The organism is Streptomyces sp. NPDC047841, assembly GCF_040704085.1.
Classification (GTDB): Bacteria; Actinomycetota; Actinomycetes; order Streptomycetales; family Streptomycetaceae; genus Streptomyces; species Streptomyces argyrophylli.
In genome coordinates, this window is sequence record NZ_JBEYRP010000029.1 from 13,101 (window position 1) to 38,596 (window position 25,496).

The window sequence follows — 25,496 nt, forward strand, 5'->3', positions numbered from 1 at the left end:
ACACCTCTCATATCCGATTGCCGTGCTGCGGGTTTTTCGCAATCACCCGCGCCGGTGGGGTGGAGATCTCGCCCATGGGGGAGGAGGAGGTGGAAGTCACCGAGTCCGAGGTCCGGTGATCACCGGATCTGGTGCGAAAGGGAGACGCTCCGCCGATGCAGCGGGGCGATCCGGGAACGGAGTTCTGCGTGGACATCGTCGTCAAGGGCCGCAAGACCGAGGTGCCCGAGCGGTTCCGCAAGCACGTGGCCGAGAAGCTGAAGCTGGAGAAGATCCAGAGGCTCGATGCCAAGGTGATCAGCCTCGACGTCGAGGTGTCCAAGGAGCCGAACCCTCGACAGGCCGACCGCTGTGACCGAGTGGAGATCACGCTCCGCTCGCGCGGTCCGGTGATCCGGGCGGAGGCGGCGGCCAGCGATCCGTACGCGGCGCTGGACCTGGCGGCGGAGAAGCTGGATGCCCGGCTGCGCAAGCAGCACGACAAGCGGTTCTCGCGCCGTGGCGCACGCCGGATCTCGGCGGCAGAGGTCCCCGACCACGTCCCCGGCGCGGCGACACTGAACGGCAGCGGCCAGCCCGTCCACGAGGAGGAGACGGACGGAGTGCCGACCAAGAAGATCGGCTCGCTGGAGGTCAAGGGTGAAGGCCCCCTCGTCGTCCGCGAGAAGACCCACGTCGCCTCCCCCATGACGCTCGACCAGGCCCTCTACGAGATGGAACTGGTCGGCCACGACTTCTACTTGTTCGTCGACTCCGAGACGAAGGAACCCAGCGTCGTCTACCGGCGACACGCCTACGACTACGGCGTGATCCACCTCAGCACCGACCCGATGGTCGCCGAGGCGACGACACAGCCGCCCGCTGCGGGTGGCACGCTGGGCGGCTGATCCGCCCGGCTGAAGCTGTGCGGGTGCCCCTGGAGCGCGTGTGCGCCCCCAGGGGCACCGGTGTGCGACCACTTCGCGCCCCGTACGTCACCTCGGTGCCGCCCGGGCATGAAATCATGGCCGCACCGGCCCAACCGGTGGGCCGCTGCCTTGGGTTGGCGATGGCACAGGACCACAGGCCACAGCCTTCAGGGGGAGGAACGATGGCGGACACCTTCGGACCGATGCGGGACGGGGACGCCGGCGACGATGTCATCGGCGGCAACCAGGACGCGGGCTCCTCGCGCGAGCCGATCAGAGTCCTGGTCGTGGACGACCACGCCCTCTTCCGGCGCGGCCTGGAGATCGTGCTCGCGGCCGAGGAGGACATCCAGGTCGTCGGCGAGGCCGGCGACGGGGCCGAGGCCGTCGACAAGGCCGCCGACCTGCTGCCCGACATCGTGCTGATGGACGTCCGCATGCCCAAGCGCGGCGGGATCGAGGCCTGCACCTCCATCAAGGAGGTCGCCCCCAGCGCGAAGATCATCATGCTGACGATCAGCGACGAGGAGGCCGACCTCTACGACGCGATCAAGGCGGGCGCGACCGGATACCTCCTCAAGGAGATCTCGACCGACGAGGTGGCCACCGCCATTCGCGCGGTGGCCGACGGACAGTCGCAGATCAGCCCGTCGATGGCGTCGAAACTGCTCACCGAGTTCAAGTCGATGATCCAGCGCACCGACGAGCGCCGGCTGGTGCCCGCGCCCCGGCTGACCGACCGCGAGCTGGAGGTCCTCAAACTCGTCGCCACGGGCATGAACAACCGGGACATCGCCAAGGAACTGTTCATCTCGGAGAACACCGTGAAGAACCACGTCCGCAACATCCTGGAGAAGCTGCAACTGCACTCCAGGATGGAGGCCGTGGTCTACGCGATGCGGGAGAAGATCCTGGAGATCCGCTAGCTCCCGACCGGGGCTGCCCGGCGAGTTATCCGAGCAGCCCGGCGAGTTCCCTGGCCAGGGGCTCGCGCAGGCCGGGTGCGTCCACGCGCTCCACGCGGACGTCGGTGCAGTTCACCCACGCCGCCGCCTCGAAGAGGGCCTGGGCGACCGCCGGGACCGCCTTCGACCCGTCCAGGGTGACCTGCTTGGCCACCAGTGTGCGGCCCTCCCGCGCCGGGTCGACACGCCCGACCAGCCGGCCGCCCGCGAGCACCGGCATCGCGAAGTAGCCGTGGATGCGCTTGGGCCTGGGGACGTACGCCTCCAGCCGGTGGGTGAAGCCGAAGATCCGCTCCGTGCGCGCCCGCTCCCAGATCAGCGAGTCGAACGGCGACAGCAGCGTGGTGCGGTGCCGGCCGCGCGGCGGCGTCGCCAGGGCCGCCGGGTCCGCCCAGGCCGGCTTGGACCAGCCCTCGACCTCGACCGGCACCAGGCCGGAGTCCGCTATGACCGCGTCGACCTGCTCGCCCTTGAGACGGTGGTAGTCGGCGATGTCCGCGCGCGTGCCGACCCCGAGCGATTCGCCCGCCAGCCGGACCAGCCGGCGCAGGCACTCGGAATCGTCCAGCTCGTCGTGGAGCAGCTCGGCGGGGACCGCGCGCTCGGCGAGGTCGTACACCCGCTTCCAGCCGCGCCGCTCCACGCACACCACCTCGCCGTACATCAGCGCGCGCTCCACGGCGACCTTGGTGCCCGACCAGTCCCACCAGTCGTTCGTCTTCTTCGCGCCGCCCAGTTCGGTGGCGGTCAGCGGGCCCTCCGCGCGGAGCTGCTTGATGACCTGGTCGTAGGCGCCCTCGGGGAGTTCGTGGTACCAGTGCGGCCGGTTGCGGTAGGCGCGGCGGCGGAAGGCGAAGTGCGGCCACTCCTCGATGGGGAGGATGCAGGCCGCGTGCGACCAGTACTCGAAGGCGTGGGTGTCCGTCCAGTACGCGGCCTCCACGGCCTTGCGGCCGACCGCGCCCAGCCGGGCGTAGGGCACGAGTTCATGGGAGCGGGCGAGCACCGAGATGGTGTCGAGCTGGACCGCGCCGAGGTGGCGCAGCACCCCGCGGACGCCCGCGCGCCGGTCGGGCGCGCCGAGCAGGCCCTGGGCCCGCAGGGCGATCCGGCGGGCGTCGTCCGCGGTGAGGGTGGTGGTCGGGCGCGGAAGGGTCGTCATGCGTCGGACGATAGAGGGTGCCACTGACAGCCCGCGACGGGCCGTCCGTTCCCCGGGAACGGCCGGCGGGCTCAGGAACGCGCGGGCAGGTACGGGGCGGTGGAGGGCAGGCCCAGGTCGGAGGGGAGCAGGGAGCCGACCCAGCAGTCGCGGCGCACGCCCTTGTTGTTGAGGCCGGAGCGCAGGGTGCCCTCCAGGGTGAAGCCCGCGCGTTCGGCGACCGCGCGGGAGGCGTGGTTGCCGACCTCGGCCCGCCATTCGACGCGGTCGACGCCGACCTCGGTGAAGATCCACCGGCAGGCGGTGAGCGTCGCCTCCACGACGTAGCCGTTGCCGCGGTGCTCCTTCGCCGCCCAGAAGCCGACCTCGGCCGTGCCCGGTGAGCGCATCATCAGGGCGAGCATGGCGGCCAGCTCCCCGCCCGCGAGGAAGACGCCGAAGGTGAACGTGGAGCCCTGCGACCAGCCGTCCGGGACGGTCTGCTCCGTGAAGCCGACCGCGTGCTCCGGGAGGTACGGCGAGGGGACCAGTGTCCAGCGCTGGATGTCGGGGTCCTGCGCCGCCGCGTACACGGCGTCCGTGTCGGCGGGGCCGACCGGGCGCAGCAGCAGGCGGTCCGTGGTGAGCGTGACGGGTTCCATCGCCCGATTCTGCTCGGGACGCCCCGCCCCGGCCACGGATTTTCGCGATGTGTGACCAGGCGGTCACGTTTCGCGTAATTCCTCGCGCCGATGCGGCACCATCGCGGCGTCCCGTCCGTTGTCCCGGGTGAAGCAGCCGTCGAGCCGCCAGGCCTCCCGGCGCGGCCGGGTCCTCGCATACGATGGCCGTTGCTCAGTACGTCAGAAGGAAAACCGACCGTCCCAGGCCCGACCGGCAAGGAGACCAGCCCCCGTGTCCGTCCTCTCGAAGATCATGCGTGCAGGCGAAGGCAAGATCCTGCGCAAGCTGCACCGCATCGCGGACCAGGTCAACTCCATCGAAGAGGACTTCGTCGACCTCTCCGACGCCGAGCTGCGGGCCCTCACCGCGGAGTACCAGCAGCGCTACGCCGACGGTGAGAGCCTGGACGACCTGCTCCCCGAGGCGTTCGCCACGGTGCGCGAGGCCGCCAAGCGTGTCCTCGGCCAGCGCCACTACGACGTGCAGATGATGGGCGGTGCCGCGCTCCACCTCGGCTACGTGGCCGAGATGAAGACCGGTGAGGGCAAGACCCTCGTCGGCACGCTGCCCGCGTATCTGAACGCCCTGTCCGGGGACGGCGTCCACCTCATCACGGTCAACGACTACCTGGCCGAGCGCGACTCCGAGATGATGGGCCGCGTCCACAAGTTCCTGGGCCTGAGCGTCGGCTGCATCCTCGCCAACATGACGCCGGCCCAGCGCCGCGAGCAGTACGCGTGCGACATCACCTACGGCACGAACAACGAATTCGGCTTCGACTACCTGCGCGACAACATGGCGTGGTCGAAGGACGAGCTGGTGCAGCGCGGCCACAACTTCGCCATCGTCGACGAGGTCGACTCCATCCTCATCGACGAGGCCCGTACGCCGCTGATCATCTCCGGCCCGGCCGACCAGGCCACCAAGTGGTACGGCGACTTCGCGAAGCTGGTCACGCGCCTCAAGCGCGGCGAGGCCGGCAACCCGCTCAAGGGCGTCGAGGAGACCGGCGACTACGACGTCGACGAGAAGAAGCGCACGGTCGCCATCCACGAGCCCGGTGTCAGCAAGGTCGAGGACTGGCTGGGCATCGACAACCTGTACGAGTCGGTGAACACCCCGCTCGTGGGCTACCTGAACAACGCCATCAAGGCCAAGGAACTCTTCAAGAAGGACAAGGACTACGTCGTCATCGACGGCGAAGTCATGATCGTCGACGAGCACACCGGCCGTATCCTCGCCGGCCGCCGCTACAACGAGGGCATGCACCAGGCGATCGAGGCGAAGGAAGGGGTGGACATCAAGGACGAGAACCAGACGCTCGCCACGATCACCCTGCAGAACTTCTTCCGCCTCTACAAGAAGCTCTCCGGCATGACCGGTACGGCGATGACCGAGGCCGCCGAGTTCCACCAGATCTACAAGCTCGGCGTGGTCCCGATCCCGACGAACAAGCCGATGATCCGCAAGGACCAGTCGGACCTGATCTACCGCACCGAGGTGGCCAAGTTCGAGGCGGTCGTCGACGACATCGCCGAGAAGCACGAGAAGGGCCAGCCGATCCTCGTCGGCACCACCTCCGTCGAGAAGTCGGAGTACCTCTCGCAGCAGCTCAGCAAGCGCGGCATCCAGCACGAGGTGCTGAACGCCAAGCACCACGAGCGCGAGGCGCAGATCGTCGCCCAGGCCGGCCGCAAGGGCGCCGTGACGGTGGCGACCAACATGGCCGGCCGTGGTACGGACATCAAGCTCGGCGGCAACCCCGAGGACCTCGCGGAGGCGGAGCTGCGCCAGCGCGGCCTCGACCCCGAGGAGCACATCGAGGAGTGGGCCGCCGCCCTGCCCGCCGCCCTGGAGAAGGCCGAGCAGGCCGTCAAGGCGGAGAAGGATGAGGTCGAGGAGCTGGGCGGCCTCTACGTGCTCGGCACCGAGCGGCACGAGTCGCGGCGCATCGACAACCAGCTGCGCGGCCGTTCCGGCCGTCAGGGCGACCCGGGCGAGTCCCGCTTCTACCTGTCGCTGGGCGACGACCTGATGCGCCTGTTCAAGGCCCAGATGGTCGAGCGCGTGATGTCCATGGCCAACGTGCCGGACGACGTGCCGATCGAGAACAAGATGGTCACGCGCGCCATCGCGTCCGCGCAGGCCCAGGTCGAGACGCAGAACTTCGAGACCCGTAAGAACGTCCTGAAGTACGACGAGGTCCTCAACCGGCAGCGCGAGGTCATCTACGGCGAGCGCCGGCGCGTCCTGGAGGGCGAGGACCTGCACGAGCAGATCCGGCACTTCATGGACGACACCATCGAGGCGTACGTCGGTGCCGAGACCTCCGAGGGCTTCCCCGAGGACTGGGACCTGGACCGGCTGTGGGGCGCGTTCCGGCAGCTGTACCCGGTGAAGGTCACCATCGAGGAACTGGAGGAGGCGGCCGGCGACCGGGCCGGTCTCACCGCCGAGTTCATCGAGGAGTCCATCAAGGAGGACATCCACCAGCAGTACGAGGCCCGCGAGGCGCAGCTCGGCTCCGAGATCATGCGTGAGCTGGAGCGCCGGGTCGTGCTGTCGGTCCTGGACCGCAAGTGGCGCGAGCACCTCTACGAGATGGACTACCTCCAGGAGGGCATCGGCCTGCGCGCGATGGCGCAGAAGGACCCGCTGGTCGAGTACCAGCGCGAGGGCTTCGACATGTTCACCGCGATGATGGACGGCATCAAGGAGGAGTCCGTCGGCTACCTGTTCAACCTGGAGGTCCAGGTCGAGCAGCAGGTCGAGGAGGTCCCGGTCGAGGAGGCCCAGCCGGTGGGCGAGGGCGTCCAGGACACGGTGCCGGCGCAGGCGGGCGCGCGTCCCGAGATCCGTGCGAAGGGGCTGGACGTTCCGCAGCGGCGGGACCTGCACTTCTCCGCGCCGACGGTGGACGGTGAGGGCGGCATCGTCGAGCGTGACCTGGAGGAGGACGAGCCGGTGCGGTCCGAGTCGGACGGGCTCACGCGGGCCGAGCGACGCCGCCAGGCCAAGGGCGGGCGGCGCCGCAAGAAGTAACGGTCGCCTGCGGCGCCTCAGCGGTCGAGCGGGGCCGGGTTCCCCTTCCGGGGCCCGGCCCCGCCGCGTTGCCCGCGGGGCGGTGCCCTGTGCTGCCGCGGCCGCGCGGGCACCACCACGGTGGTTCCCGCGCCTCCGGCCCCCAGCCCTACGGCGTGCCGCCGGCTCACGGCGTGCCCGTTTCCACCGCTGTGCAGCGCCAGCGGAGGTCCTTGCCCAGTTCCAGGCGGAAGGCCATGGCGCGCAGCCGGCCACCGGCGGCGATGCGGGCGAAGACCTCCAGGGCGCCCTGGCTGGGGACGTAGTAGCCGATGTCCTGGACGACCGGGCGGGGGCCGAGGGTGCGCAGAGGGCCGTGTTCGGCCAGGCGGGCCAGGTCGTCGTAGGCGCGGCCCGCGGTGTGCCGCAGCATCCAGTGGACGGGCCGCTGACCGCTCAGGACGGCCAGCAGGCGCTCGGCGAAGAGGTCGGTGGGCCGGGGCTGCCGTACGGCGGCCCCGGGCCGTGTGCGGGCCGTCTCCGGCCGTGCGGCCGTGGGGCGGCCGGGCGTGCGGGGCGGGGCGCCGCCGGGGCGGCGGGAGTCGCGGCGGGTCGGCGGGCGGTGCCGCGGGCGGGGCTGGGCGGTGCGGCTCATGACCTTGTTCATGGGGCGTCCCCGTTCGGCGGGCCCGGTGGATACCGGGCGGTAACCAAGTGGTGGGGATCTTGTACGGGGCGCCGGAGGGGGTCGCAAGGAAGCGGCGGTGGGCGGGGAAGGGCCGGCACGGTTCACCTATCCGAGCGACCCGCAGGGCACCGCGCCCCGTGGTCAGGCGGCCGGCGAGGGTGAACCGAGGGCTTGGAGTGGACGTCTCCACGCGTGCGGGCAGGGGCCCGAAAGGGGACGGCCGCACGTATCCTGAAGGCCCTCCGGGAGACGCGCCAGCCGCCTTCCCCGGGGCCCAGCGGAGCCTTCGACCAGGAACAGGAAAGAGCGGCCAGCATGCGCGTCTACGTCCCCCTGACCCTCCCCGCTCTCGCCGAGGCGTACAAGACGGGTGAGCTGGGGACCGGCCCCTTCGTCGCGTACGCCGTCACGCCCGGGCTGCGCGAGTGGTACCTCTCCGAGGACATCGAGGAGCTGGAGTACGCCGCGCTCAGCCGGGCCGCGCTGGCCTCGCTGCGGCTGCTCGCGGCGGACCCGGACGCGCCGCGGCGCCGGGTCGTGGTCGCCGTCGACGTGCCCGACGGTGCCACGAGCACGGACCCGGACCGCGCGCTCGACCCCGCCGCGCTCGGCGAGGTCACCGTGAAGGTCGCGGTGCCGCTCGCGAAGGCGGCCGCCGTGCACGTCGACGCCGAGGACGCGGAGCCGGACGTGTCCGCCGCGGCGGACGCCCTGGAGGCGGCGGACGGCGGGGACGACGACGCGCAGTTCGTCGTGGACGGCGCGGACGACCACGAGCTGCTGTGGTACGCCACGCAGGAGATCCCCCACCTGGTCGGGCTGGGCTGACCCGCGCCCACCGCTGTCGTGCCCTGATTGTCAGTGGGGGCGGGTACGGTCTTGGACATGGGGACGCAGGGAAGCGCGCACATCGTCTGGGACTGGAACGGGACGCTGTTCCACGACAATGACGCGATCATCGGGGCGACGAACGCGGCCTTCGCGGAGCTGGGCCTGGCGCCGATCACGCTGGAGCAGTACCGGGCGCTGTATTGCGTGCCGGTGCCGAGGTTCTACGAGCGGCTGCTCGGCCGGCTGCCGTCCGACGCCGAGTGGGAGCTGATGGACGGGGTCTTCCACCGCTACTACACCGAGCAGCGGGTGCGGTGCCGGCTGACCGAGGGGGCGGAGGAGCTGCTCGCGGGGTGGCGGTCGGCGGGGCACAGCCAGTCGTTGCTGAGCATGTACGGGCACGAGGACCTGGTGCCGCTGGTGCGGGGCTTCGGGATCGAGGCGCACTTCATACGGGTCGACGGGCGCACGGGGCCGTCCGGTGGCAGCAAGGCCGAGCACATGGTGCGGCATCTGGAGGCGCTGACGGGGAGGGTGGCGCCCGAGCGGACCGTGGTGATCGGGGACGCGGCGGACGACGCGGTCGCCGCGCGGCACGTGGGGGCGCGGGCGGTGCTGTACAGCGGGGGGTCGCACAGCCGGGTGAGCCTGGAGGGGGCCGGGGTGCCGGTGGTGGACACGCTGGCCGAGGCGGTGGCCGAGGCGCGGAGGATGGCGGCGTAGCCGGGCCGCGGGCCGACGGCCGCCCGCGGCTCGCCGGCTCCCCAGGACGCGGGTCACCACGCGGCCGGCCACGGCGGACGGCCGCCGGTGTACCGCGAGCCTGAGCCGCCGGTGTACCGCGAGCCGGACGGCGCCGCGCGGACGGTTCTCAGCTCACCGGTGCCTTGGAGCGCAGCACCGTCAGGAACTCCCGCATCCACGCCGGGTGGTCCGGCCAGGCGCGGGAGGAGACCAGGGTGCCGTCGACGACCGCCTCGCTGTCCTGGAAGCCCGCGCCGGCCGCTTGCATGTCCGGTTCCAGCGCCGGGTACGCCGTGACCCGGCGGCCCCGCAGGGAGTCGATCGCGGCGGTGAGCAGCGGGCCGTGGCAGATCTGGGCGACCGGCTTGTCGGCGTCGAAGAATGCCTTGAGGATCTTGCGCAGTTCGGGGTCGTTGCGCAGGTACTCCGGGGCCCGGCCGCCGGGGATGACCAGGGCCGCGTAGTCACCCGGGTCGACCTCGGAGAAGGCCAGGTCGGCGGGCCAGGTGTAGCCGGGCTTCTCGGTGTAGGTGTCGAAACCGGGTTCGAAGTCGTGCACGACGAACCGGAGGGTCTTGCGGGTGGGGGCGGCGATGTGGACCTCGTAGCCTTCTTCGCGCAGCCGCTGGTAGGGGTAGAGCACCTCCAGTGACTCCGCCGCGTCGCCGGTGACGATGAGGATCTTGGTGGGCATGTCGGCTCCTCCGGGGAGACTGCGCACAGTGTCCTGGGCACCGTGCCTCCGCCGGGCGCCCCTTGCCAAGAGGGCCCGGCGCTTTTCAGGGTGCGACCGCGGGCGCGGGGGCGCGACCGGGTGTCCCGGACGGGAGGCAGCCGTCGGATACGCCACCCCCACCCGCCCCGCCGCTGTGCAGAACGTCAAACTTCACCCCTCGGTTTTGTACACATACGGCTCATGACGGGCCCGGGGTAAGTGGCGATAGCCTGGTGGCGTGATCAGCGCGATATCTCGCGGGGGCGATCCTGCTCCTGCCCTGCGCCCGGGTTGCACGGAGCACCTCCGTGACCGGGCCGCGATCGCTGGTCTTCGCGGGCGGGACGGGGGCGCGGACGCCCCCAGGACGCCGAGGACGGCCCGGGACGCGGCGGTGCCGAGAGCAGCGTCACACTCCACGGACGTGCCGAGAATGGCCGAATTCCCCCCACTCATCTCACCTCGCGGCATAGCGTCGGACCGGACCGGACACCCCGGGCCGTGGCGTCGAGCCGGAGGGAAAGAGACCGTACTTCCTTCTACGTCACGCAACGGCGCGCGACAGGAGCCAGAGGACAATGCAGACCAAGCTGGACGAAGCCAAGGCCGAGCTGCTCGAACGGGCCGCCCGGGTAGCTGAGAACAGCCCGGTCGGTGGCCACCTACCGACCGGGACGACGAGCGAGGGCACCCCCGGCACCCCGGACAGCGAGTCCGTGCTCGCGTTCCTCCAGCGCTACTACCTGCACACCGCCCCGGAAGACCTCACCGACCGCGACCCGGTCGACGTCTTCGGCGCGGCGGTCTCGCACTACCGTCTCGCCGAGACCCGCCCCCAGGGCACCGCGAACGTCCGGGTGCACACCCCGACGGTGGAGGAGAACGGGTGGACGTGCAGCCACACCGTCGTGGAGGTCGTCACCGACGACATGCCCTTCCTGGTGGACTCGGTCACCAATGAGCTGACCCGGCAGGGGCGCGGCATCCACGTCGTGATCCACCCGCAGTTCGTCGTGCGGCGGGACCTGACCGGCAAGCTGATCGAGGTGCTGCCGGACCGGCCCGCCGGGCTCACCGGCGACCTCCCGCACGACACGCACGTCGAGTCCTGGATCCACGTCGAGATCGACCGCGAGACCGACCGCGCGGACCTGAAGCAGATCACCGCCGACCTGCTGCGCGTGCTGTCCGACGTCCGCGAGGCCGTCGAGGACTGGGAGAAGATGCGGGACGCGGCGGTCCGGATCGCCGACGGCCTGGAGGGCGAGCCCGTCCCCCGCGACCTGCCCGGACCGGAGGTCGAGGAGGCCCGCGAGCTGCTGCACTGGCTGGCCGACGACCACTTCACCTTCCTCGGCTACCGCGAGTACCAGCTGCGCGACGACGACACGCTCGCCGCCGTGCCCGGCACCGGTCTCGGCATACTGCGTTCGGACCCGCACCACGCCGAGGACGAGCAGCACCCGGTCAGCCCCTCCTTCGAGCGTCTCCCGGCCGACGCCCGGGCCAAGGCGCGCGAGCACAAGCTGCTCGTGCTGACCAAGGCCAACAGCCGGGCCACCGTGCACCGGCCGTCGTACCTGGACTACATCGGCGTCAAGAGGTTCGACGCGGACGGCAACGTCGTCGGCGAGCGGCGCTTCCTCGGTCTGTTCTCCTCCGCCGCGTACACCGAGTCGGTGCGCCGCGTCCCGGTCATCCGCCGCAAGGTGGACGAGGTGCTGCAGCGCGCCGGGTTCTCGCGCCACAGCCATGACGGCCGCGACCTGCTCCAGATCCTGGAGACCTACCCGCGCGACGAGCTGTTCCAGACGCCCGCCGCGGAGCTGCAGTCCATCGCCACGAGCGTGCTCTACCTCCAGGAGCGCCGCCGGCTGCGGCTGTACCTGCGCCAGGACGAGTACGGCCGCTACTACTCGGCCCTCGTCTACCTCCCGCGCGACCGCTACACCACCGGTGTGCGCCTGCGGATCATCGACATCCTGAAGGAGGAGCTGGGCGGCGTCAGCGTCGACTTCACCGCCTGGAACACCGAGTCGATCCTGTCCCGGCTGCACTTCGTCGTCCGGGTGCCGCCGGGCACCGAGCTGCCCGAGCTGTCGGACGCCGACAGGGAGCGCATCGAGGTCCGCCTGGTCGAGGCGGCCCGCTCCTGGGCCGACGCGTTCGCCGAGGCGCTGACCGCCGAGTGCGGCGAGGAGCGCGCGGCCGAGGTGCTGCGCCGCTACAGCAACGCCTTCCCCGAGGGCTACAAGGCCGACCACAGCCCGCGTGCGGCGGTCGCCGACCTGGTCCACCTGGAGCAGCTCGGCGAGGACAAGACCTTCTCGCTGAGCCTGTACGAGCCGGTGGGCGCCGCGCCCGAGGAGCGCCGCTTCAAGATCTACCAGAAGGGCGGCTCGGTCTCCCTCTCCAAGGTGCTGCCCGTGCTGAGCCGGCTCGGTGTCGAGGTCACCGACGAGCGGCCGTACGAGCTGCGCTGCGCGGACCGCATCACCGCCTGGATCTACGACTTCGGTCTGCGCATGCCGAAGGCGGCGGGCGGCGGTGAGTACCTGGGCGACGACGCCCGCGAGCGCTTCCAGGATGCCTTCGCCGCGACCTGGACCGGTCAGGCCGAGAACGACGGCTTCAACGCGCTGGTGCTGAGCGCCGGGCTGACCTGGCGGCAGGCGATGGTGCTGCGCGCCTACGCCAAGTACCTGCGGCAGGCCGGCTCGACCTTCTCCCAGGACTACATGGAGGACACCCTCCGCAACAACGTCCACACCACCCGGCTCCTCGTCTCCCTGTTCGAGGCGCGGATGTCCCCGGAGCGGCAGCAGGCCGGTGTGGAGATCACCGACGCGCTGCTGGAGGAGCTGGACGCGGCCCTGGAGCAGGTGGCCAGCCTGGACGAGGACCGCATCCTGCGGTCCTTCCTGACCATCATCAAGGCGACCCTGCGCACGAACTTCTTCCAGGACGCGTCCGGCGGCCGGCCGCACGCCTACGTCTCCATGAAGTTCGACCCGCAGGCCATCCCGGACCTGCCCGCGCCGCGCCCGGCGTACGAGATCTGGGTGTACTCGCCGCGCGTGGAGGGCGTGCACCTGCGCTTCGGCAAGGTCGCCCGAGGGGGCCTGCGCTGGTCCGACCGGCGGGAGGACTTCCGCACCGAGATCCTCGGCCTGGTCAAGGCGCAGATGGTGAAGAACACCGTCATCGTGCCGGTCGGCGCCAAGGGCGGCTTCGTCGCCAAGCAGCTGCCCGACCCGAGCGTGGACCGCGACGCCTGGCTCGCCGAGGGCATCGCCAGCTACAAGACGTTCATCTCGGCGCTGCTCGACATCACCGACAACATGGTGGCGGGCGAGGTCGTGCCGCCGCGGGACGTGGTGCGGCACGACGGCGACGACACCTACCTGGTGGTCGCCGCGGACAAGGGCACCGCGACCTTCTCGGACATCGCCAACGACGTCGCGAACACCTACAACTTCTGGCTCGGCGACGCCTTCGCCTCCGGCGGCTCCGCCGGGTACGACCACAAGGGCATGGGCATCACCGCGCGCGGCGCCTGGGAGTCCGTGAAGCGGCACTTCCGCGAGCTGGGCGTGGACACGCAGAGCGAGGACTTCACGGTCGTCGGCATCGGTGACATGTCCGGTGACGTGTTCGGCAACGGCATGCTGCTGTCCGAGCACATCCGCCTGGTCGCCGCCTTCGACCACCGGCACATCTTCATCGACCCCGACCCGGACGCGGCCGTCTCCTACGCCGAGCGCCGCCGCCTGTTCGAGCTGCCCCGCTCCAGCTGGGCCGACTACAACACCGAGCTGCTGTCGGCGGGCGGCGGGATCTTCCCGCGCACGGCCAAGTCGATCCCGCTCAACAGCCACATCCGCGCGGCGCTGGGCATCGAGGGCAAGGTCACCAAGATGACCCCGGCCGACCTGATGAAGACGATCCTCACGGCCCCGGTGGACCTGCTGTGGAACGGCGGCATCGGCACGTACGTGAAGGCGTCGACGGAGTCGAACGGGGACGTCGGCGACAAGGCCAACGACGCCATCCGCGTCGACGGCCAGGACCTGCGGGTCAAGGTCGTCGGCGAGGGCGGCAACCTGGGCCTGACCCAGCTCGGCCGGATCGAGTTCGCCCTGCACGGCGGCAAGATCAACACCGACGCGATCGACAACAGCGCCGGTGTGGACACCTCCGACCACGAGGTGAACATCAAGATCCTGCTGAACGGCCTGGTCGCGGACGGCGACATGACCGTCAAGCAGCGCAACAAGCTGCTCGCCGAGATGACCGACGAGGTCGGCGCGCTGGTCCTGCGCAACAACTACGCGCAGAACACCGCCCTGGCCAACGCCCTGTTCCAGGCCAAGGACATGCTCCACGCCCAGCAGCGGTTCATCCGCCACCTGGTGCGCGAGGGCCACCTGGACCGGGCGCTGGAGTTCCTGCCCACCGACCGGCAGATCCGTGAGCGCCTCGCCCAGGGCCAGGGGCTGACCAGTCCCGAGACCGCCGTCGTGCTCGCGTACACGAAGATCACGGTCGCCGAGGAGCTGCTGCGGACCTCGCTGCCGGACGACGCGTACCTGCGCGGACTGCTGCACGCGTACTTCCCGGCGCCCCTGCGCGAGCGGTTCGCCGAGGCGATCGACAACCACCCGCTGCGCCGCGAGATCACCACGACCGTGCTGGTCAACGACACGGTCAACACGGGCGGTACGACGTATCTGCACCGGCTGCGCGAGGAGACCGGTGCCTCCCTGGAGGAGATCGTCCGCGCCCAGACCGCGGCCCGCGCGATCTTCTGCTCCGCGCCCGTGTGGGACGCCGTAGAGGCCCTGGACAACCAGGTCGACGCGGCCGTCCAGACCCGCATCCGCCTGCACTCGCGCCGCCTGGTCGAGCGCGGCACCCGCTGGCTGCTCAACAACCGGCCGCAGCCGCTCCAGCTCGCCGAGACGGTGGAGTTCTTCGCCGAGCGGGTCGAGCGGGTCTGGCAGGAGCTGCCGAAGCTGCTGCGCGGCGCGGACGCGGAGTGGTACCAGCACGTGTACGACGAGCTGTCCGCGGCCGGCGTGCCGGACGAACTCGCCACCCGCGTGGCCGGCTTCTCCTCCGCCTTCCCGACGCTCGACATCGTGTCGGTGGCCGACCGCATGGGCAGGGAGCCGCTGGACGTCGCCGACGTCTACTACGACCTCGCCGACCGGCTGAACATCACCCAGCTCATGGACCGCATCATCGAGCTGCCGCGCGCCGACCGCTGGCAGTCCATGGCCCGCGCCTCCATCCGTGAGGACCTGTACGCGGCGCACGCGGCCCTCACCCTCGACGTCCTCGCGGTGGGCAACGGCACCTCGACGCCGGAGCAGCGGTTCGAGGCGTGGGAGCAGAAGAACAGCGCGCTCCTGGGCCGGGCCCGCACCACGCTGGACGAGATCCGCAGCTCGGACTCGTTCGACCTGGCCAACCTGTCGGTGGCGATGCGCACGATGCGGACGCTGCTGCGGACGCACTCGTAGCCGTACGGCGGGAAGGGCGCCTCGGGGACCGTCTCCCCAAGCGCCCTTCTTCTTGCCCGCTTCTCGTACGAAACGTGCGGAGAACTTACCTTTTCCTGCTCTTCGGGGTGGGTCGGATAGGGTCGGCGTGTGCACACCGCGCCGTCTGACACCGAACGGGTGGCCCGTACGGCACCACCGGGCGGCTCCGCGTCGCGCGTGGGCCGTGAGCTGCCGCAGGTCGCCGCCGCGCTCGTCGTGGTGCTGATGCTCTGGGTCGTCGTCCGCCTGCCGTGGGCGGGCGACCTCGGCATGCACGCGGCCACGATCCAGCGCTTCCGGCACAGCCTGCTGCATCCCGGCAACCCGCTGGTCGACGCCGACACGCCGAGCCCGTACCACTCACCCTGGATGCTGCTGCTCGGCACCGTCGCCAAGCTGACGGGCCTGTCGGTCTTCGTGGTCCTGCGCCTGGCCGCGCTCACCGGTCTGGGCCTGCTGGTGACGGGCGTCCGGCGCTACGTCCGTACGCTGAGCGGCCACCGCGCCGCCCCCGCGCTGGCCTTCCTGAGCCTGGTCTTCCTGTGGGGGCCGCTGCTGTTCGACTGGAGCGGCTTCGTCGGGCTGAACTCCCTCGCGCTGACGGTGTCGTACCCCAGCGTGCTCGCGCTCGGGCTCGCCTTCCACTTCTGGGCCTGGCTGACACGGGCGGTGCGCGGGGAGACGGCCTGGGGGGCGTGCCTGGGGCTGGGCGCGCTGTGGGCGGTGATCCTGCTGTGCCATCAGTTCACCGGCGTGGTGGCCTCGTTGGGCGGGCTGGCGACGGTGCTCGCGGCGCGGCCGGCGCGCGGGGCGCTGCTCCGGCTGGGCACCGGACTGCTCCTGGGCCTGCTGGTGCTGTGGCTCTGGCCGTACTACGACTTCTTCGCGCTGTTCTCCGCAGGCGCGGACCTGGAGGCCGTCCACCGGCCGCTGTACCAGCACCTGGCCGGGCGGTTCGGGCTGGTGCTGCTCGGGGTGGCGGCACTGGCCCTCCGCCTGCGCAGGGACCACCGCGACCCCCTGGCCCTCTTCTTCCTGCTCGGCGCGCTGGTGTTCGCGGCAGGGGGGCTGACCGGCCACTACTCCTGGGGCCGCGCCCTGCCCGCCGCGCTGATCCCCGCGCAGCTCGCGGCGGCGCTGGAGGCGGTGTCGGCGGGGCGGGCCGCGGTGCGGCGCGGATGGGCGTGCGTGCTGCTCGTCGCGCTGGCGGTGGGGGCGTGGACGCAGGCCGGGACGCTCGGGTACGCGGTGCCGCGGGACGCGCTGCCCGGTGTGGTCGCGGCGAAGTACCGCACGCCGTGGGCGGGTTACCAGTGGATCATGCGGGCGGGGGTGCGGTACGGGGACGTGGTGATGGCGCGCAAGTTCCCGGCCCGGCAGATCCCCGCGTACGGCCCGTACACCGTGGCACCCGGCTACCCGGACTTCTTCCTCCCGGACGCCGGGCGGAGGCAGGCGGCGGTGGACCGGTACTTCTCGCCGGCGACGGGTGCGGGGGAACGACGGGCGATCCTGCGGGAGTACGGGGTGAAGTGGGTCGTGGGGGGCGGCGACGCGCCGTGGCTGCGCAGGACGGCCGTGGGCCCGGGCGGGCAGGTCCTGTACCGAGCGGCGCCCTGAGCCGACGGCACGACAGCCCCCTACGGCTACTTCAGCGCACTCGCCACCAGCCGCGCGGCGTTCCGTACCCGGGGCCGGGCCAGGCGGCGGACGGCCGGCCGGGTGATCCGGGCCGTCACCCCGACCGGGCGCCAGCGGAACTGGAGCCGGCCCGGGTTGCGGCCCTCCGGTTCGACGGTCAGCTCGTGGGGGGCCGCACCGGAGTGGTAGTCGATGCGGGCCGTACGGGCCGGGAAGTCCAACGGTGCCAGGAGCAGGCCGGAGTGGGACAGGCCCTGCTGCTCCAGGCGGACCAAGGGGTGCCGTACGCCCTGGAAGCCGTGGAGCGGGACCGGCGCGGACGCGAGGTCGAGGCGGACCGTGCCCTCGAAGACGCCGGGGCGGACCGGGTCCAGGCGGAAGGGGGTCGTCATGCGGCGCCGGCCGGGGGTCAGGAGCAGGGACGCGCGCTGAGGCCCCACGGGCAGGCGCAGGCCGGGGTCGTAGGTGCGGATCGCCAGGGTCAGGGTCGCGCCCGCGCCGGGTGTCAGCTCCGTGATCTCGTGCCGGAACAGGGCGGTCGGGAACGGCCGGGTGTCCAGCTCCAGCTCGGACACGTCCAGTTCGCGGCGGGCGCGGTCCGTCGCGGGCACGGTGTCACCCCAGTACGGGACCCCCGTACCGTCGGCCGTCACCCGCCGCGGTGCCACCGCGTGCCCCAGTCCGCGCGCCGCCAGCCGGGCCTCGTCCGTGCGGCCGTCCCGCAGCAGCTCCAGCACCACCCGCTCGGCGCGCGGCAGCCGCCCGTACGCCGCGGGGGAGAGCGTGTCGAGGTAGGGATTCATGATGTCCGCGAAGGACGTCAGCCACTCCTCGTCCCGGTACGGCAGGTCGCCGGCGTACATCCGGAAGTCGTGCTTGAGGAACTTGTAGTCCTTGTCCTCCCGCAGCCCCGCGTGCCCGCTGCTCACCAGGAACTCGTCGATCAGCCGCTGGACGTGCACCCGGTCGGCGACGTTGGAGATCTTGTGCCGCTGGTTGGAGATGGAGGCGGCGGAGGCGTCGGCGAACGGCTCGATGTACCAGACGTACACCGGGTCCGGGATGATCGTGAACGCCTGCGCCAGGCAGTACGCCTGCGCCGAGAACAGCTGGTCCTCGTAGTGGATGCCCTCGGGGAAGCGCAGCCGGTGGCGGTCGAGGAAGGCCCGCGCGTACATCTTGCTCGTCGACAGGTGCTCGAAGAGGAGGCGGGGGTCCGCCTCGATGCCCTCCAGGGTGCGGCGCTCGGCGACCAGGTGCGGCATCCAGGTCGAGCGGCGGCCGTTGTCCACCCGGACCCGGCGGACCGCGCCCATGGTGAAGTCGACGTCCCGTTCGCGGTGCGCGGCGAGCAGCGACTCGACGGCGCGCGGCGGGAGTTCGTCGTCGCTGTCGAGGAACATCAGGTACGGCGCACGGGCGATCTCGATGGCCCGGTTGCGCGGTGCGCTGCACCCACCGCTGTTCTCCGGCAGCCGGAGGTAGCGGATGCGGTGGTCCTGGGCCGCCAGCTCGCGGGCCACCGCGGGGGTTTCGTCCGTGGAGTGGTCGTCGCTGATGACGATCTCGATGTTCGCGTGGGTCTGCGCGCGCAGCGAGGCCACCGCGCGGGGCAGGCGGGCCGCGTCGTTGTAGACGATGACCGTGACCGTGACGTCGGGACGGGTCATGCCGTGGCCTCCTCGGGCGTGGGAGCGGGGGTGCGGTCCTCGATGGGGAGCACCGGCGGCAGCGCGTCCTCCGGTTCGTCCAGGAACACCCTGCGTACGACCCGTTCGGCGGCGCGCCCGTCGTCGTACTCGCAGAACCGGCGCCGGAACGTGGCCCGCGCCTTGGCCGCGTTCTCGTCGCGCCAGGCACCGGAGAGGAAGATCTCGGCCAGCTCCTCCTGGGTGCGGGCGACCTGGCCGGGGTGTTCGGCCATCAGGTCGAAGTAGACGCCGCGGGTGGTCCGGTACGTCTCCCAGTCGTCGGCGTAGACCACGATCGGGCGGTTCAGGTTGGCGTAGTCGAACATGATCGACGAGTAGTCAGTGACCAGCGCGTCGGCGGCCAGGCACAGCTCCTCGACGGGGTCGTAGGAGGAGACGTCGATGATCCGTCCGGAGCGGCGCAGGCCGGTCAGCGGGGAGGCGGCGCCGCCGTAGAAGTAGTGGGCGCGGACGAGCAGGACGGTGTCCTCGCCGAGGCGGTCGGCGAGGGCGGCGAGGTCGAGGCGGGGGGTGTAGCCGGCCTCGTAGTCGCGGTGGGTGGGGGCGTAGAGGACGGCGGTCCTGCCCGGGGCGATGCCGAGGCGGTCACGGGCCGCGCGGACGTCGGCCGCGGTGGCCGTGTAGAAGACGTCGTTGCGCGGATAGCCGTAGTCGAGGGACGTGTAGCGGGACGGGTAGGCGCGCTCCCACATGCGGGTGGAGTGGCTGTTGGCGCTGACGCTGTAGTCCCACTTGTCGACCCGGGACAGCAGGGCGGCGAAGTCCAGGCCCTTGGCGGCGGCCGGGTGGTCCATCTGGTCCAGGCCCATGCGCTTGAGCGGGGTGCCGTGGTGGGTCTGGAGGTGGACCGCGTCCGGGCGTTTGACCACGGCGTTGGGGAAGTTGACGTTGTTCGTCAGGTACTTGGCGGTGGCGAGGGTCTCCCAGTAGCGGCGGGTGCCGGGGACGACGTGGTCGGTGCCGGGCGGCAGCAGGGCCTCGTTCTGCTTGTTCACCACCCACACCGGGCGGATGTGCGGGGCGAGTTCGGCGAGCTTGGCGGCGATGGCGGCCGGGTTGCAGGCCACGCCGCGCTCCCAGTAGGCCGCGAACACGGCGAGGTGGGGGTCCACCGGGCGGCTCAGGGCGCGCTGGTACTGGTGGTCGCGGATCCTGGTGCTCAGCTGCCGCTTGCGGGTGCGTACGGCCTTGCGGGCGGTGCGGCGGGTGCGGTTGGCGGTCTGGAACGCGCGGTACTTGGTGTACGCGCCCTCCTCCAGCAGCGCGTGCCGCACGCCTTCCAGGCCTGCCGGGCGCCGGTGGCCCTCGGGGCGCCAGCGGACCGCGGCCACGGAGGCGCGGCGGAAGAACTCGCGGGCCACGGGGTCGGGCAGCTCCTCGCGGGCGAAGGTGCGGATGAGGTCGCGCACCATCAGGTCGTACAGCACCGTGCGGGGGGCGCGGCGGTCCCGGGCGAGCGCGAGCAGGGACTCGTAGCGGTCGATGAGCCCGAGCCGGTCCTCGGGGGCGCGCGGCGGCAGGCTCTCGGGGCGCAGCACGCGGTGCTCGTACGCCGTCTGGTTGAGGCAGGCGACCCGGCCGGCGTACAGCAGGGCCGCCTGGGCGGCGCGCTGCTCGTCGTCGGTGTTCAGCCGCTCCTCGTGGGCCCGCCAGAACGCGGTGCGCAGGGCGCGGTTGCCGAGCAGCGGGGTGAGCCGCAGCAGGTCGGCGGTCTCGTCCAGGGGCCGGCCCGCCCGGCCGACGGCGGCGAGGTGGCGGCCGTCGCGGGAGGGCCTGGCGGCGGTCTCCCAGGTGGTGGTGACGTGGTCGAAGAGGAGGACGTCGACGGGTTCGGCGGAGGCGGTGGCGTCCAGTTCGGCGGTCCGCTCGGCGATCAGGCGGGGGGCGCCGGCCGGCAGGCCGTCCTTGGCGTGGACGAAGTGCAGCCAGCGGCCGGAGGCCCGGGCGGCACCGGCCGCCCGGGCCTCCGGGTCACCGGTGCCGTCCGGCAGCGGGACGACGATCGTCTCGGGCGCGTGGTGCTCGGCCGTCTCCCGGGCCCAGTCGCCGACGGCGGCGACGATCACCTCGCAGCCGGTGAGGGGATGGGCCTCCAGGGAGTCCAGCAGATCGGTCAGGTGCCCCTGTGCGTTCGGCCCGTGGACGATGACGCTCAACTGGGGCATCGCGATGGACTCCTTCGGCTCGTCGTCTCCCGTCGCACCCTTCATAACATACTGTCATTAAGCGGATGAAAGGGATAACTACGGTTAGCGTAAGAGCTGCGCTAGGAAGGAAGACCGGCTTTCACGGCGTCCGGTTGCGGCGTGTCCGTTTTTGTGGCGTCCGGCTTCGCTTTCGTGGCATCCGCCTTCGGCGCGGGCTTCTTCGCGGCCGGTTTCTTGTCACCGGTGAACGCCTCGTACTCCTTCATGACGTCCTCGGTCGGCCCGTCCATGCGCAGCTCGCCGCGTTCCAGCCACAGGACCCGCTCGCAGGTGTCACGGATCGACTTGTTGTTGTGGCTGACCAGGAAGACCGTGCCCGCGTGCTGCCGCAGCTCGCGGATCCGCGCCTCCGAACGCTTCTGGAAGGAGCGGTCGCCGGTGGCCAGCGCCTCGTCGATCAGCAGGACGTCGTGGTCCTTGGCGGCGGCGATGGAGAAGCGGAGCCGGGCCGCCATGCCGGAGGAGTACGTGCGCATCGGCAGGGTGATGAAGTCGCCCTTCTCGTTGATCCCGGAGAAGTCGACGATGTCCTGGTAGCGCTCCTTGATCTGCTCCCGGGACATGCCCATGGCGAGCCCGCCGAGGAACACGTTCCGCTCGCCCGTGAGGTCGTTCATCAGGGCCGCGTTGACGCCCAGCAGGGAGGGCTGGCCGTCGGTGTAGATGCGCCCGTTCTCCACCGGGAGCAGGCCCGCGACCGCCTTCAGCAGGGTGGACTTCCCGGAGCCGTTCGTCCCGATGAGGCCGATCGCCTCACCCTTGTAGGCGACGAAGGACACCTTCTTGACCGCGTGCACCTTGCGCACGCCGGCCGCCTTCTCCGCCTGATTGCGGCGCAGGATGCGGTTGAGGGCGGCGGTGGCGGAGCCCCGCCCGGCGCCGGTGCCGTTGACCCGGTAGACGATGTCGACGCGGTCGGCGACGACGGTGGGGACCTTCTCTTCGCTGCGCTCAGCCACGGCCGTACGTCTCCTCAGCCTTCCAGAAGTAGATGAAGCCGCCGATGCCCGCGGCCAGGGCCCAGCCGATCGCCGCCGCCCACACGTGCGGGGGCAGCTGGCTCGCGTGGAAGCTGTCGATCAGCGCGAACCGCATGAGGTCGATGTAGACGGCGGCCGGGTTGATCTCCAGCAGGACGGTGACGACGCGCGGCAGGTCGTCCTTGTCGGCCAGCTTGTCGATGCTCCACATGACGCCGGACACGTACATCCAGGTGCGCAGCACGAACGGCATCAGCTGGGCGATGTCCGGGGTCTTCGCGCCCATCCGCGCCATGACCATCGAGACGCCGGCGTTGAACGTGAACTGGAGTGCCAGGGCCGGCACGGCCAGCACCCAGGAGACGGAGACCGGCACGCCGAAGCAGAGCAGGATGATGACCAGCGCGGCCATCGAGAACAGCAGCTGCTGGAGCTGCTGGAGCGCGAAGGAGATCGGCAGGGCGGCGCGCGGGAAGTGCAGGGCGCGGACCAGGCCGAGGTTGCCGGAGATGGCCCGGGTGCCCGCCATGATCGAGCTCTGCGTGAAGGTCCAGATGAACACGCCCGTGACCAGGAACGGCACGTAGTCGGGCACGTTGTGCTTGGTGCCGAGCAGCACGCCGAAGATGAAGTAGTAGACCGCCGCGTTCAGCAGCGGGGTCATGACCTGCCAGACCTGGCCGAGCTTCGCCTGGCTGTACTGCGCGGTGAGCTTGGCGGTGGCGAAGGCGCCGATGAAGTGGCGGCGGGCCCACAGCTGGCGGACGTACTCCGGCAGGGTGGGGCGGGCGCCGCTGACGGACAGGCCGTGCCGGGCGGCCAGCGCCGCGAGATCGTCGTCTGCCGGGGCCCGGGTGGGGGGCGGTGTGTGGAGGACCTGGCTCACATCCGCTGCTTTCGCTCGGGGGGAGGGGGTGCTGCGCCCGACTTTCGCCGGGGTCGCCGCGTTCGTGCCCGTCGTCCGGCGTTTACTTACGCTTCTCTTCACGTTCTCTTACGTCGGGACGGGACCGTATCGTCGCAACGCGAGCGTAAGTCCAACAGACGTCGGAACGCAACCGTTTCGTCGTCACGCCCTATGCTGTGACCATGACGACGAACGCCGCCGAGCCAGCAGACGAGCCGCCGGCGCGTCCGCGCCGCCGGGCGCCCGCCGGGGCGGCCGTGCTCCGCGAGGACGTGACCGAGGCGATCCGCGCGGCCGTCTTCGAGGAACTGGCGGCCGTCGGGTACGCGCGCATGTCCATCGAGGGGATCGCCCGGCGGGCCGGCGTCGGCAAGACGGCGGTGTACCGGCGGTGGCGTTCCAAGCTCCACCTGGTCCTGGACGTCGTCTCGGCGATGGCGGTGACCGGGTTCCCGGTGCCCGACACCGGCTCCCTGGAGGGTGACCTGCGGCTCCTGTACGAGGTCACGTCCCGCGCCCTGCGCCACCCGGTCGCGTCCCAGATCATCCCCGACCTCCAGGCCGAGGCGGCCCGCAATCCCGAGATCGCGGACGCCTTCCAGAAGGCGCTGCGCGACGGGCAGCAAGGGGTGGCCAGCGGGATCGTGGCGGCGGCCGAGGAGCGGGGCGAGGTCCGCGCGGGCGTCGATCCCGACCTGGCCCTGGACCTGATCTCCGGGCCGCTGTACTGGCGCTCGGTGGTCATCCGCTCCCCGAAACTGCCCAAGGGGTACCTGGAGAGACTGGCGCGGGCGACGGCGGGTGCGCTGAAGGCGCTCTGAGGCGCCCGGAAGGAGCGCGGCGAGCGGCGGGTCTTCCGCGACCGCGCCGCCTGCGGACGCCACGGCACCCGCGGTACCCGTCGTACCCGCCGTGTGTCAGTGGAGCAGGCGGCGCAGCCGGCCGCGGGCCACTGTCAGCACGCCCCGGAGGCCGGTGGCCACCCGCAGGGCGGGTGCGCTGAAGGCGTTGTGAGGGGCCCGGAAGGGGCGCGGGGGACCGTGCGAGCAGCCGCGGCGGGCCCGTGGCCGGTGCAGGGCCCGGTTCCCGGCGGCGGGACTTCTGTGACCGCGCCGCCTGCGGACGCGGCGGTGTCCGTCGTACCCGCCGTGTGTCAGTGGAGCAGGCGGCGCAGCCGGCCGCGGGCCACGGTCAGCACGCCCCGGAGGCCGGTGGCCACCCGCAGGGCCAGCGCGCCGGAGTGCGTGGCGTACGGCTGTGCCAGGAGCACGCCGTGCAGGGCGCTCGGCACGGCGCGCCGGCGCAGCCGGCCGGCGCCCGCGAGGGCGTGCGCCGTGGTCTCGCGCCGGGTGCCGTCCGGGAAGCGGAGGGTCAGACGCAGGTCCCAGGTGCCCGGGCCGAGCCGTGCCAGGTCGACGGGCACCTCGGCGGACCAGCCGTCCGGGCCGGAGGGCGTGAGCGTCACCGCCGTGTGCCCGCGCCCGCGGTCGTCCTCGCGCGCGTGCCACGCCACGTCCACCTCGGGGAGCCCCGCCTCGGCCACCTTCCCGTACAGCTCGTGCAGCCGCAGGCGCAGCAGCGAGGCCCCCGGGCGGGGGCGCAGTTCCGCGTCGACCGCGAGCGGGAGCGCGGCGACGGGCCCGGTCAGCAGGGGGGCCAGCGAGACCTCGGGGAGGTCGGCGGACCAGACCGGGCCGCCCTCGGGGGCGCGGGCGTACGGCGGGAGCAGACGGGCCGGCTGGGCGGCGAGTTCCCGCAGGCGGGGCAGGTCGCGCGGCTCGGGGGAGGCCAGGACGACCCGTGCGAGCAGGCCACCTGGGGTGGCGGGGTCCAGCTCCCGGCCGTCCGCGGCGTAGCGCGCGAGGTACGCGCGGGTGTGCGCCCACCAGGCACGCCGGTACCGCGCGTCGCGCAGCCCCAGCTCGCGCGCGTACATGCGCAGGTCGTGGTCGAGGAACTTGGCGCGTGCCGCCCGCGCCAGTTCCTTCTGTCCGGCGTCCAGCAGGATGTCGTACGCCTGCGCGCACGCCTCGACACGCGCCGTCCAGTTCCCGATGCCGCCCCGGTCCAGCGAGAGCGACGGCCGCCGGGCCGACCGGCGTACCTGCCAGACGTAGACCCGGTCCGGGACCAGGGCGACGCGCGGGGACGCGGCCAGCACGCGCGCGGTGAAGACGAAGTCCTCGTAGAGGAAGCGGCCCTCGGGGAAGCGGACGCCGTGGTCGCGCAGGAAGCCGGTGCGGTACAGCTTGTTGACGCACAGCGTGTCCTGGACCAGCCCGGGGTGCTGCGAGGGGCGCGCGAGGACGGTGTGCGCCGTGTAGAGGGGCGCCTGCCAGGGCTGTTCGCGCCCCGACGGCAGTTCCCGGCGCACGCACAGACCGCTCGCGACCTGGGCGCGCGCCTGCGTGGCCGCCGTCAGCAGCGCGTCCACCGCGCCGGGCGGCAGCACGTCGTCGCTGTCCAGGAACATCACGTACGGCGCGGTCGCCGCGTCGATCCCGGTGTTGCGCGGACTGCCGCAGCCGCCGCTGTTCACGCTCCGGCGCACCACCCGCAGCCGCGGCTCATCGGTGGCCAGCCCGGCGAGCAGCGTGTCACTGCCATCGGTGGAGCAGTCGTCCACGGCGATCACCTCGGCGACCGCGGGCCCCTGCGCCAGCGCCGAGCGCACGGCCTCGCCCACATGGGCGCGGTCGTTGTAGCCGATGACGACCACGGTGACCTGAGCCGCCGGGGCCGGATGCGTCTGACGCGGTGCTGGATGCATGGGGTCCACGGGCCGGGAGCGTAGGGAGACTCGGTA

17 protein-coding genes are annotated in these 25,496 nt (G+C 71.8%); 8 read left to right on the plus strand and 9 right to left on the minus strand.

Annotated elements, in window-relative coordinates; genetic code table 11:
* Positions 1 to 155 precede the first annotated feature (155 nt).
* Together raiA and AB0947_RS35080 are read left to right on the plus strand one after the other, a co-directional pair.
* On the plus strand, positions 156 to 887 hold the full coding sequence (gene raiA / locus AB0947_RS35075; RefSeq protein WP_366754423.1) for a ribosome-associated translation inhibitor RaiA: 732 nt from the start codon (positions 156 to 158) through the stop codon (positions 885 to 887).
* Between the two features lie 203 nt (positions 888 to 1,090).
* Complete coding sequence (locus AB0947_RS35080; protein WP_366754424.1) at positions 1,091 to 1,834, plus strand: response regulator transcription factor; 744 nt, start codon at positions 1,091 to 1,093, stop codon at positions 1,832 to 1,834.
* Positions 1,835 to 1,859: 25 nt separating this feature from the next.
* Here AB0947_RS35080 and AB0947_RS35085 read toward each other — a convergent pair whose 3' ends face one another.
* Both AB0947_RS35085 and AB0947_RS35090 read right to left on the minus strand, forming a co-directional pair.
* Positions 1,860 to 3,035 carry a crosslink repair DNA glycosylase YcaQ family protein gene (locus tag AB0947_RS35085; protein WP_366754425.1) on the minus strand — a complete coding sequence of 392 codons (1,176 nt, stop codon included), beginning with the start codon at positions 3,033 to 3,035 and terminating at the stop codon, positions 1,860 to 1,862.
* 71 nt (positions 3,036 to 3,106) lie between these two features.
* Entirely contained in the window at positions 3,107 to 3,676 is a 570-nt protein-coding gene (locus AB0947_RS35090) for a GNAT family N-acetyltransferase (protein WP_366754426.1), read from the minus strand.
* Positions 3,677 to 3,929: 253 nt separating this feature from the next.
* Here AB0947_RS35090 and secA point away from each other — a divergent pair, with 253 nt between their 5' ends.
* On the plus strand, positions 3,930 to 6,740 hold the full coding sequence (secA, locus tag AB0947_RS35095) for a preprotein translocase subunit SecA (protein ID WP_366754427.1): 2,811 nt from the start codon (positions 3,930 to 3,932) through the stop codon (positions 6,738 to 6,740).
* Positions 6,741 to 6,906: 166 nt separating this feature from the next.
* Here secA and AB0947_RS35100 read toward each other — a convergent pair whose 3' ends face one another.
* The gene (locus AB0947_RS35100; protein ID WP_366754428.1) at positions 6,907 to 7,386 is read right to left on the minus strand and encodes an Rv3235 family protein; all 480 of its coding nucleotides are present in this window, start codon (positions 7,384 to 7,386) and stop codon (positions 6,907 to 6,909) included.
* Between the two features lie 336 nt (positions 7,387 to 7,722).
* Between AB0947_RS35100 and AB0947_RS35105 the strand changes: the two genes are divergently transcribed.
* Both AB0947_RS35105 and AB0947_RS35110 read left to right on the plus strand, forming a co-directional pair.
* Entirely contained in the window at positions 7,723 to 8,235 is a 513-nt protein-coding gene (locus AB0947_RS35105) for a hypothetical protein (RefSeq protein ID WP_366754429.1), read from the plus strand.
* 57 nt (positions 8,236 to 8,292) lie between these two features.
* Complete coding sequence (locus tag AB0947_RS35110) at positions 8,293 to 8,961, plus strand: HAD family hydrolase (protein WP_366754430.1); 669 nt, start codon at positions 8,293 to 8,295, stop codon at positions 8,959 to 8,961.
* A 148-nt stretch (positions 8,962 to 9,109) separates the two neighbouring features.
* Here the strand turns inward: AB0947_RS35110 and AB0947_RS35115 are convergent, their stop codons facing one another.
* Positions 9,110 to 9,676 (minus strand): DJ-1/PfpI family protein, encoded by a 567-nt coding sequence (locus AB0947_RS35115; RefSeq protein WP_171155722.1) that lies wholly within the window; start codon positions 9,674 to 9,676, stop codon positions 9,110 to 9,112.
* A 599-nt stretch (positions 9,677 to 10,275) separates the two neighbouring features.
* On the opposite strand from AB0947_RS35115, the gene AB0947_RS35120 reads away from it, so the two are divergent.
* Positions 10,276 to 15,222 (plus strand): NAD-glutamate dehydrogenase, encoded by a 4,947-nt coding sequence (locus AB0947_RS35120; protein ID WP_366754431.1) that lies wholly within the window; start codon positions 10,276 to 10,278, stop codon positions 15,220 to 15,222.
* A gap of 246 nt (positions 15,223 to 15,468) precedes the next feature.
* Positions 15,469 to 16,863, plus strand: a complete 1,395-nt coding sequence (locus tag AB0947_RS35125; RefSeq protein WP_366754474.1) for a hypothetical protein — start codon at positions 15,469 to 15,471, stop codon at positions 16,861 to 16,863.
* 26 nt (positions 16,864 to 16,889) lie between these two features.
* On the opposite strand, the gene AB0947_RS35130 is transcribed toward AB0947_RS35125, so the two are convergent.
* The 4 genes from AB0947_RS35130 to AB0947_RS35145 all read right to left on the minus strand — a co-directional run bounded on the left by AB0947_RS35130 (position 16,890) and on the right by AB0947_RS35145 (position 22,669).
* Positions 16,890 to 18,554: a glycosyltransferase family 2 protein gene (locus AB0947_RS35130; protein WP_366754432.1), complete on the minus strand. Its 1,665-nt coding sequence runs from the start codon at positions 18,552 to 18,554 to the stop codon at positions 16,890 to 16,892.
* The gene (locus AB0947_RS35135; protein WP_366754433.1) at positions 18,551 to 20,761 is read right to left on the minus strand and encodes a CDP-glycerol glycerophosphotransferase family protein; all 2,211 of its coding nucleotides are present in this window, start codon (positions 20,759 to 20,761) and stop codon (positions 18,551 to 18,553) included. Before AB0947_RS35135 ends, AB0947_RS35130 begins: the two co-directional genes overlap by 4 nt.
* A gap of 101 nt (positions 20,762 to 20,862) precedes the next feature.
* Positions 20,863 to 21,762 (minus strand): ABC transporter ATP-binding protein, encoded by a 900-nt coding sequence (locus AB0947_RS35140; protein WP_366754434.1) that lies wholly within the window; start codon positions 21,760 to 21,762, stop codon positions 20,863 to 20,865.
* On the minus strand, positions 21,755 to 22,669 hold the full coding sequence (locus tag AB0947_RS35145; RefSeq protein WP_366754435.1) for an ABC transporter permease: 915 nt from the start codon (positions 22,667 to 22,669) through the stop codon (positions 21,755 to 21,757). The genes AB0947_RS35140 and AB0947_RS35145 overlap by 8 nt, the downstream gene beginning before the upstream one ends.
* 203 nt (positions 22,670 to 22,872) lie before the next feature.
* On the opposite strand from AB0947_RS35145, the gene AB0947_RS35150 reads away from it, so the two are divergent.
* Positions 22,873 to 23,511, plus strand: coding sequence for a TetR/AcrR family transcriptional regulator (locus AB0947_RS35150; RefSeq protein WP_366754436.1), 639 nt, complete (start codon positions 22,873 to 22,875; stop codon positions 23,509 to 23,511).
* A 332-nt stretch (positions 23,512 to 23,843) separates the two neighbouring features.
* On the opposite strand, the gene AB0947_RS35155 is transcribed toward AB0947_RS35150, so the two are convergent.
* Positions 23,844 to 25,460 carry a glycosyltransferase family 2 protein gene (locus tag AB0947_RS35155; RefSeq protein WP_366754437.1) on the minus strand — a complete coding sequence of 539 codons (1,617 nt, stop codon included), beginning with the start codon at positions 25,458 to 25,460 and terminating at the stop codon, positions 23,844 to 23,846.
* Between the last annotated feature and the right edge of the window lie 36 nt (positions 25,461 to 25,496).